Below are 8021 nucleotides of genomic sequence, written 5' to 3'. Positions count from 1 at the left end.
TGTCCCGGCAGCGCGGGGCGGTACGGTCGACCGTCGTAGAGCGAAACAGAAGGGGCGTCGATGGCGATTGCCAAGGCCGAGCGGCTGATGAACCTGGCGCTGTGTCTGCTGGGGACCCGCCGTCCGCTCAGCAAGCGCGAACTGCGCGGATCCATCGAGGCCTATCTGGAAGCGGGCTCCGACGACGCCTTCAACCGGATGTTCGAGCGCGACAAGGACGATCTGCGCGAGCTCGGTCTGGTCATCGAGACCGTGGAGAACCTGGACGGCGAGACCGGCTATCTCGCCCGTCGCGACAGCAACCGCCTGCCCCCGATCACTCTGGACGCCGAGGAGGCCGCCGCGCTCGGGCTGGCCGCCAAGGTCTGGCAGCAGGCCCGGCTGGCCGGTGCGGCCAGCGGCGCCCTCCAGAAGCTGCGGGCCGCGGGCATGCCGGAGGCCGAGGACGCCTACGAGGTGCACAGCGCCCTCGAACCGCGCATCCCCGTCCACGAGGCGGCCTTCGAGCCCCTGATGCTGGCCTGCCGCGACCGCCGCCCGGTCACCTTCGACTACCGCAAGGGCAACGCCGCCACGCCCGAGCAGCGCCAGGTCGAGCCGTGGACGCTGGAGTGCTGGCGAGGCCACTGGTACCTGGCGGGCTGGGACCGGGACCGCCGCGCCGAGCGGGTCTTCCGCCTCTCCCGCATCACCGGCCGGGTCCGCTCCCGGGCCGGGGCGTTCACCGCCGAGGTGCCCGACGTCGTGACCGTACGCGAGACGGTCGAGAGCTGGGCGGGCGAGACGGCCACCAGGACCGCGCGGATCAGGCTGCGCACGGGCGCCGGCTACCCGCTGCGTTCGCGCGCCGTCGCGGTCCGGGAACTCGGCAACGGGTGGGACGAGTTGGAGATTCCGTACGGACACGGCCTGGACGCCTGGCTCGTCGAGTTCGGTCCGGACGTCGTCGTACAGGAACCCGCCGACCTGCGGGCCGATGTGGTGGACCGGCTGCGCGCCGTGGCCAAGGACTGAGGGAGAAGCGCCACCCATGGCCACGAACGCGATCGACCAGACCCGCCGGATGCTCTCGCTGGTGACGTATCTGCGCGAGCGCCCCGGCGCCCACGTCCAGGACGTCGCCCGCGCCTTCGGGATCACCGAGGACGAGCTGATCTCGGACCTCGACGTGCTGCCCATGTGCGGTACCAGCTTCCGCGGCGGGGACCTGCTCGACATCGACACCGACGGCGACCGGATCTGGTGGCACAACCCGGACGACGTCGCCGAGCCGCTGCGGCTCGCCGCCGACGAGGCGACCGCGCTCCTGGTCGCCGCCCGCGCGGTGGCCACGCTGCCGGGGCTGCGCGAGAGCGACCGGCAGGCGCTGCTGCGGGCCACCGCGAAGCTGGAGACCGCGGCCGGTGAGGTGGGGGCGGCGAGCTCGCGGCTCTCGGTCACCTTCGAGTCCGAGGGCGGCGTCTTCGCCGAGGTCGACCGGGCCATCTCCGAGCGCCGCCGGCTCTGGCTGCGCTACTACTCGCCGGCGCGCGACGAGCTGACCGAGCGCGAGGTGGACCCGATCCGGCTGTTCGCCGTGGGGCACACCTATATGGAGGCCTGGTGCCGCTCCTCCGAGGACCGGCGCACCTTCCGGCTCGACCGGGTCGCCGCGATCCGCCTGCTGGACGAGCCCGCCGCACCGCCCGAGCTGGAGCTGCGCGACCTGTCCGCGGGACTCGTCCAGCCGGCCGCGGAGGACCCGGAAGTCATCGTCGAGGTGGGCCCCGGCGGACGCTGGGTCGCCGAGTACTACCCGCACGACAGCGCGCAGGAGCTGCCCGACGGCGGACTGCGGATCGCGCTGCGCACCCCCGATCCGGCCTCGCTGCGCAGACTCGCGCTGCGGCTGGGCGGCGAGGGCCGCATCGTCTCCCCGCCGGAGCTGGCGCGCAGCGCGCGGGACGCGGCCCGTGCGGCGCTCGCCGGGTACGACGACGGCCACGACGACGGCGCGGTCTGAGCGGATACCGAGGGAGATATGAGCCAGATGTCCGTGGTGTCGGGCGTTCCGACCGTGGTGGTCTCCGAGTCCGTACGGTTCAAGGCCGCCTGCCCGGACTGCCGCGAGCGCTTCGAACTGGCCGCGGCGGCCCTCCGCCTGGCCGTGGGGGCGAGCCGCAGAACGACGTTCTACTCCTTCACCTGCCCGCGGTGCGGCACGGCCGTCCGCAAGCCCGCCGGGGAGCGGATAGTCGAACTGCTCACCCGGGGCGGCGTGCGGACGCTGCGTCTGCACACCACTCCCCAGGGGTGCTGAACCGCCCCCCTGCCGTCGCACATCGTCCGACCATCTAGACACATCGAGGCTCCGCGCATGTTCTGGCCCATGCTCGCCATCGCCCTGGGCTTTCTCGGGATCGCCGTCCTCGGCGTACTGGCCGTCAGGGTCTTCGTCGAGGTCCAGCGGCTCGGGCGGCAGGTGACGCGTACCACCCAGCGCATCACCCGTGCCGCGGAGGACCTGGAGCGAGCGGCGACCGACCTCGCCGCCAACGGCGAGGCGTTGCGTCCGTAGGGGCTTCTTCGCGCCTGTCCCGTGCCCCGGCGAACGGCTGTGAGCTGGGCGGATCGATCCGACCGGGCGCGGCCTCCAGTTTCGCCGACCGGAAGGGTACGCTGCTCACGGCGGCCCTGAGAGCGAGGCATGGGCCGTAATCGCACGGATGCATGGGTATTGCCCTGCGTTTACTCCTGCGGGATACGATCGCTGACGGTAAGAAGATCGGACGTCCTTGTCCGAGGTTCCATCCGCCCCACCCCTGCTGCCTCGGTGAGAAGGTACACGCATATGTTCGGAAGGCTCGGCGCTCCCGAGATCATCCTGATCCTCGTCGTCATTGTTCTGTTGTTCGGCGCGAAGAAGCTTCCTGACATGGCTCGCTCGCTCGGCAAGTCGGCCCGCATCCTCAAGAGCGAGGCCAAGGCCATGAAGTCCGAGAGCGGTCCTTCGGCGACGCCGGCCGAGCCGGCCGCCAACGACGCCGCCCAGGACCAGGCCGCACCGCGTACCATCAAGGCCGCGCCCGGCGATGTGACCAGCTCGCGTCCGGTCGGTGAGCCGACCGACTCGACCAAGCGCTGACAAGAAACGGGCCGACGCAGGCGCGCTGATCGGCAAGGGCCTGCTGCACGAGATGAGGACGTGGGTTGCTCAAGTCTGCCCGCAAGCAGGAGACGGACCCAGAGGGCCGCATGCCCTTGGTGGAGCACCTGCGTGAGCTGCGTAACCGTTTGGCCAAGGGCCTGCTCGGGATCGTCATCGTCACGATCGTGGCCGCGTTCTTCTACAAGGACATCATCGAGTTCTTCACCAACCCGGTGCTGAAGTCGGTCGGCTGCGAGCACAGCTTCGCCGAGCTGGCGAAGAAGAGCGACGCCACCTGCGCGCGCATCGTGCTGAACGGTCTGCTCACGCCGTTCACCCTGGCCCTCAAGGTCTCCCTGATGGCCGGTGTCGTCCTCTCGTCCCCGGTCTGGCTCTACCAGCTGTGGGCCTTCGTGGCCCCGGGGCTGCACAAGCACGAGAAGAAGTACTCGCTCTCCTTCGTGGGCGCGGGGTTCCCGCTCTTCCTCGCCGGCGGATTCTTCGCGTACAAGACGCTGCCCACCATGGCGCGGGTGCTGCTGGAATTCTCCCCGGCCGACCTCGACAACCAGCTGCCGCTGGACGAGCTCCTCGACCTGATCACGCGCATGGTGGTGGTCTTCGGGCTCGCCTTCGAACTGCCGCTGCTGCTCGTGATGCTGAACGTCGGCGGGATCCTCACCGGCAAGCGGATGCTCGGCTGGTGGCGGGGCATGATCATGGGCATCACCGTCTTCGCGGCGGTGGCCACGCCCAGCACCGACCCGGTGAGCATGCTGCTGCTCGCCGGACCGATCTGGGTGCTCTACTTCGCGGCCACGGCGGTCTCGCTCCTCAACGACCGGCGCAAGGCACGGATCGCGGCGGCCGGACCCGACGACGACGAAGCCTCGGAGCTGGATCTCACTCCCGAGGAGATCGGTGAGGTCGAGTCCGTCTCGTCCACCAGGTCACTGCCCTCGCAGTCGAACTCGGACCGTGACCCGCTCAACGGTTACGACGACATCACCTGACCTTGTAGGGTCCCCGGGTGACCAGCGAGATCACCCTCTTCGTCAATCCCACCGCGGGAAGCGGCCGGGGCGCGCACGCCGCGCAGCCGGCCGCTTCGGCGTTGCGGGACGCAGGTTTCTCCGTACGCACGGTGCTCGGCGTGGACGCCGACGACGCGTTGCGACGGGCCCGCGAGGCCGTCGAGGGCGGGACCGGGGCGCTGATAGCCGTCGGCGGGGACGGCATGATGTCCCTCGCCCTCCAGGCGGTCGCCGGGACAAGGACCCCGCTCGGGGTCGTCGCCGTCGGCACCGGGAACGACTTCGCCCGCGCGCTCGGGCTGCCGGTCCGCGAACCGGCGGCCGCCGGGCGGCTGGCCGCCGAGGCGCTGAAGGGCGGGGCGGTACGGGAGATCGATCTCGGCCGGGTCGGCGAGCGGTGGTTCGGCTCGGTTCTCGCCTCCGGCTTCGACTCCCGGGTCAACGACCGCGGGAACCGGATGCGGTGGGTCGGCGGCCGGTTCAAGTACGACCTCGCGATCGTCGCCGAACTCGCCGCGTTCAAGCCCATCCCGTACCGCGTCAGGCTGGACGACGGGCCGGTCCGGGAGATCGAGGCCACCCTGATCGCCGTCGGCAACGGGACGACGTACGGCGGCGGCATGCGGATCTGCGCGGACGCCGTCATGGACGACGGGCTCTTCGACGTGACCGTGGTCGGGGACTGCAGCCGCACCACCCTGCTCAAGGTCTTCCCCCGGGTCTACAAGGGGACTCACCTCAGCCACCCCAAGGTCTCCGTGCACCGGGTCTCCTCGATCGAGCTGGCGGCGGCCGGTGTCACGGCGTACGCGGACGGTGAACAGCTCGGGGCGCTGCCGCTCACCGCGACCTGTGTTCCGGGCGCCGTGCGGGTACTCGCACCGGGGCCGGCCCCCGTCATTTAAAGATCGCGTCACTGTCATGGGCGGCGGGTAGGCTCGTATGCAAGATGACAGAGGACCTCTCACCCGCTGAGCGATACCAGGCTTCTCGGACGCGTGCAGCCGAGCTGGCCACCGCACTCGCGCCCTTCCGTGAGCTGTACGAATTCGATCTGGACCCCTACCAGATCGAGGCCTGCGAGGCCCTGGAGGCGGGCAAGGGCGTGCTCGTCGCGGCCCCGACCGGCTCGGGCAAGACGATCGTCGGCGAGTTCGCCGTGCACCTGGCCCTGGAGCAGGGCCGCAAATGCTTCTACACCACCCCCATCAAGGCACTGTCCAACCAGAAGTTCACCGATCTGGTCAAGCGCTACGGACCGGAGAAGGTCGGCCTGCTGACCGGCGACAACAGCGTCAACGCCGATGCCCCGGTGGTCGTCATGACCACCGAGGTGCTGCGGAACATGCTGTACGCGGGCTCCCAGGCGCTGCGGGGCCTGGGCTACGTGGTGATGGACGAGGTGCACTACCTCTCCGACCGGTTCCGCGGCGCCGTCTGGGAGGAAGTGATCATTCACCTCCCCGATTCCGTGACGCTGGTGTCGCTGTCGGCCACCGTGTCCAACGCGGAGGAGTTCGGCGACTGGCTGGACACCGTGCGTGGTGACACCCAGGTCATCGTCTCCGAGCACCGCCCCGTGCCGCTCTGGCAGCACGTGCTGGCGGGCCGCCGGATATACGACCTCTTCGAGGAGGAGACCGACCACGGCGGGCGCGGAGCGGGCCGCCGCGAGGTCAACCCCGATCTGGTCCGCCTCGCCCGGATGGAGAACCAGCGCGGTTACAACCCCCGCGAGCGCCGCCGCGGCAAGATGGTCCGCGAGGCCGACCGTGAGCGCGAGCGTCGCCAGCGCAGCCGGATCTGGACGCCGTCCAGGCCCGAGGTCATCGACCGGCTGGACGCCGAGGGGCTGCTCCCCGCCATCACGTTCATCTTCAGCCGGGCCGGGTGCGAGGCCGCCGTGCAGCAGTGCCTGCACGCCGGACTGCGGCTCAACGACGAGGACAAGCGGCTTCTGGTCCGGGAGATCGTCGAGGAGCGGACCGCGTCCATCCCCGGCGAGGACCTCCACGTCCTGGGTTACTACGAGTGGCTCGAAGGGCTGGAGCGGGGCATCGCCGCCCACCACGCGGGCATGCTGCCGACCTTCAAGGAGGTCGTCGAGGAGCTGTTCGTGCGCGGGCTGGTCAAGGCGGTCTTCGCCACCGAGACCCTCGCCCTCGGCATCAACATGCCCGCGCGCTCGGTGGTGCTGGAGAAGCTCGTCAAGTGGAACGGCGAGCAGCACGCCGACATCACCCCCGGCGAGTACACCCAGCTCACCGGGCGGGCCGGGCGGCGCGGCATCGACATCGAGGGTCACGCCGTGGTGCTCTGGCAGCGCGGCATGGACCCGGGTGCGCTGGCCGGGCTCGCCGGTACGCGTACCTACCCGCTGCGCTCCAGTTTCCGGCCGTCCTACAACATGGCCGTGAATCTCGTGCACCAGTTCGGCCGGCACCGCTCGCGCGAGCTGCTCGAGACCTCCTTCGCGCAGTTCCAGGCCGACCGGTCGGTGGTCGGCATCTCCCGCCAGGTCCAGAAGAACGAGGAGGGACTGGAGGGCTACCGGGAGGGCATGACCTGCCACCTCGGTGACTTCGAGGAGTACGCGCGGCTGCGCCGCGAGCTCAAGGACCGCGAGACCGAGCTGGCCAAGCAGGGCGCGTCCCAGCGGCGGGCCGCGGCGGCGGCGTCGCTGGAGAAGCTGAAGCCCGGCGACATCATCCACGTGCCCACCGGCAAGTTCGCCGGGCTCGCCCTGGTCCTCGACCCCGGGCTGCCCGCCGGCCGGACCAACGCGCACGGCCATCGCGGCCTCGAGTACCACGACGGTCCGCGGCCGCTGGTGCTCACGGCCGAGCGCCAGGTCAAGCGGCTCGCCTCGATCGACTTCCCGGTGCCGGTGGAGGCGGTGGAGCGCATGCGGGTGCCGAAGTCGTTCAACCCGCGCTCCCCGCAGTCGCGCCGCGACCTGGCCTCCGCGCTGCGGACCAAGGCCGGTCACATCGTGCCCGATCGGCACCGCAAGGGGCGGTCCGCCGCCGCCGACGACCGGGAGATCGCCCGCTACCGCGCGGAACTGCGCGCCCACCCGTGCCACGGGTGCGACGAGCGCGAGGACCACGCGCGCTGGGCCGAGCGCTATCACCGCCTGAAGCGCGACACCCGCCAGCTGGAGCGGCGGATCGAGGGCCGGACCAACACCATCGCCCGCACCTTCGACCGGATCGTCGCGCTGCTCACCGAGCTCGACTACCTGCGGAACGACGAGGTCACCGAGCACGGGCGCCGTCTGGCCCGTCTCTACGGCGAGCTGGACCTGCTGGCCAGCGAATGCCTGCGGGCGGGCGTCTGGGAAGGGCTCAACCCGGCCGAACTCGCTGCGTGCGTTTCGGCGCTGGTGTACGAGGCACGGCAGGCCGACGACGCCGTGGCGCCGAAGCTGCCCGCCGGGCCGGCGAAGACGGCGATGGGCGAGATGGTCCGGATCTGGGGGCGGCTGGACGCCCTGGAGGAGGACTTCAAGATCAACCAGGCGGAGGGCGTCGGGCAGCGCGAGCCCGATCTCGGCTTCGCCTGGGCGGTCTACATGTGGGCGTCGGGTCGGACGCTGGACGAGGTGCTGGGCGAGGCGGACATGCCGGCCGGGGACTTCGTACGGTGGTGCAAGCAGGTGATCGACGTGCTGGGGCAGATCGCGGCCGCCGCGCCGAAGGACGGGAGTTCCGTGGCGCGGAGCGCCCACAAGGCGGTGGAAGCGGTCCTGCGGGGGGTCGTGGCCTACAGCTCGGTCGGCTGAGGCGAAGCTCCGGCGGGTTGAGCCCCGGGCCGGTGCAATGGGCGCACGCGCGGCGTCCCCGGACCTCGGTCCGGGG

8 protein-coding genes are annotated in these 8021 nt (G+C 70.9%); all 8 read left to right on the top strand.

Translation table 11 applies throughout. The annotated features are described in order from the left end of the window. The first annotated feature begins 60 nt into the window (after window positions 1–60). The 8 genes from ACFCV8_RS34475 to ACFCV8_RS34440 all read left to right on the top strand — a co-directional run bounded on the left by ACFCV8_RS34475 (window position 61) and on the right by ACFCV8_RS34440 (window position 7945). Window positions 61–1014: a helix-turn-helix transcriptional regulator gene (locus ACFCV8_RS34475; protein ID WP_376689455.1), complete on the top strand. Its 954-nt coding sequence runs from the start codon at window positions 61–63 to the stop codon at window positions 1012–1014. A gap of 16 nt (window positions 1015–1030) precedes the next feature. Then, window positions 1031–2002, top strand: coding sequence for a helix-turn-helix transcriptional regulator (locus ACFCV8_RS34470; protein WP_376689454.1), 972 nt, complete (start codon window positions 1031–1033; stop codon window positions 2000–2002). 18 nt (window positions 2003–2020) lie between these two features. Further along, window positions 2021–2299 carry a hypothetical protein gene (locus ACFCV8_RS34465; protein ID WP_376689453.1) on the top strand — a complete coding sequence of 93 codons (279 nt, stop codon included), beginning with the start codon at window positions 2021–2023 and terminating at the stop codon, window positions 2297–2299. 57 nt (window positions 2300–2356) lie between these two features. Next, the gene (locus ACFCV8_RS34460) at window positions 2357–2557 is read left to right on the top strand and encodes a hypothetical protein (RefSeq protein WP_376689452.1); all 201 of its coding nucleotides are present in this window, start codon (window positions 2357–2359) and stop codon (window positions 2555–2557) included. A gap of 273 nt (window positions 2558–2830) precedes the next feature. Next, the gene (gene tatA, locus ACFCV8_RS34455) at window positions 2831–3124 is read left to right on the top strand and encodes a Sec-independent protein translocase subunit TatA (protein ID WP_376689451.1); all 294 of its coding nucleotides are present in this window, start codon (window positions 2831–2833) and stop codon (window positions 3122–3124) included. Window positions 3125–3189: 65 nt separating this feature from the next. Beyond that, window positions 3190–4140 carry a twin-arginine translocase subunit TatC gene (gene tatC, locus ACFCV8_RS34450; RefSeq protein WP_376689450.1) on the top strand — a complete coding sequence of 317 codons (951 nt, stop codon included), beginning with the start codon at window positions 3190–3192 and terminating at the stop codon, window positions 4138–4140. Window positions 4141–4157: 17 nt separating this feature from the next. After that, complete coding sequence (locus ACFCV8_RS34445) at window positions 4158–5066, top strand: diacylglycerol kinase (protein ID WP_376689449.1); 909 nt, start codon at window positions 4158–4160, stop codon at window positions 5064–5066. 44 nt (window positions 5067–5110) lie between these two features. Continuing rightward, the gene (locus ACFCV8_RS34440; RefSeq protein WP_376689448.1) at window positions 5111–7945 is read left to right on the top strand and encodes a DEAD/DEAH box helicase; all 2835 of its coding nucleotides are present in this window, start codon (window positions 5111–5113) and stop codon (window positions 7943–7945) included. The last annotated feature ends 76 nt before the right edge of the window (window positions 7946–8021 follow it).

It is taken from the genome of Streptomyces sp. NPDC056347, from assembly GCF_042262625.1.
GTDB lineage: Bacteria > Actinomycetota > Actinomycetes > Streptomycetales > Streptomycetaceae > Streptomyces.
This window is presented reverse-complemented; position numbering and strand designations above follow the sequence as displayed.

Coding starts and splice junctions, on each gene's coding strand:
- ACFCV8_RS34470 (WP_376689454.1), top strand. CDS start 1,031: ATGGCCACGAACGCGATCGACCAGACCCGCCGGATGCTCTCGCTGGTG.
- ACFCV8_RS34465 (WP_376689453.1), top strand. CDS start 2,021: ATGAGCCAGATGTCCGTGGTGTCGGGCGTTCCGACCGTGGTGGTCTCC.
- tatA (WP_376689451.1), top strand. CDS start 2,831: ATGTTCGGAAGGCTCGGCGCTCCCGAGATCATCCTGATCCTCGTCGTC.
- ACFCV8_RS34440 (WP_376689448.1), top strand. CDS start 5,111: ATGACAGAGGACCTCTCACCCGCTGAGCGATACCAGGCTTCTCGGACG.
- ACFCV8_RS34460 (WP_376689452.1), top strand. CDS start 2,357: ATGTTCTGGCCCATGCTCGCCATCGCCCTGGGCTTTCTCGGGATCGCC.
- ACFCV8_RS34475 (WP_376689455.1), top strand. CDS start 61: ATGGCGATTGCCAAGGCCGAGCGGCTGATGAACCTGGCGCTGTGTCTG.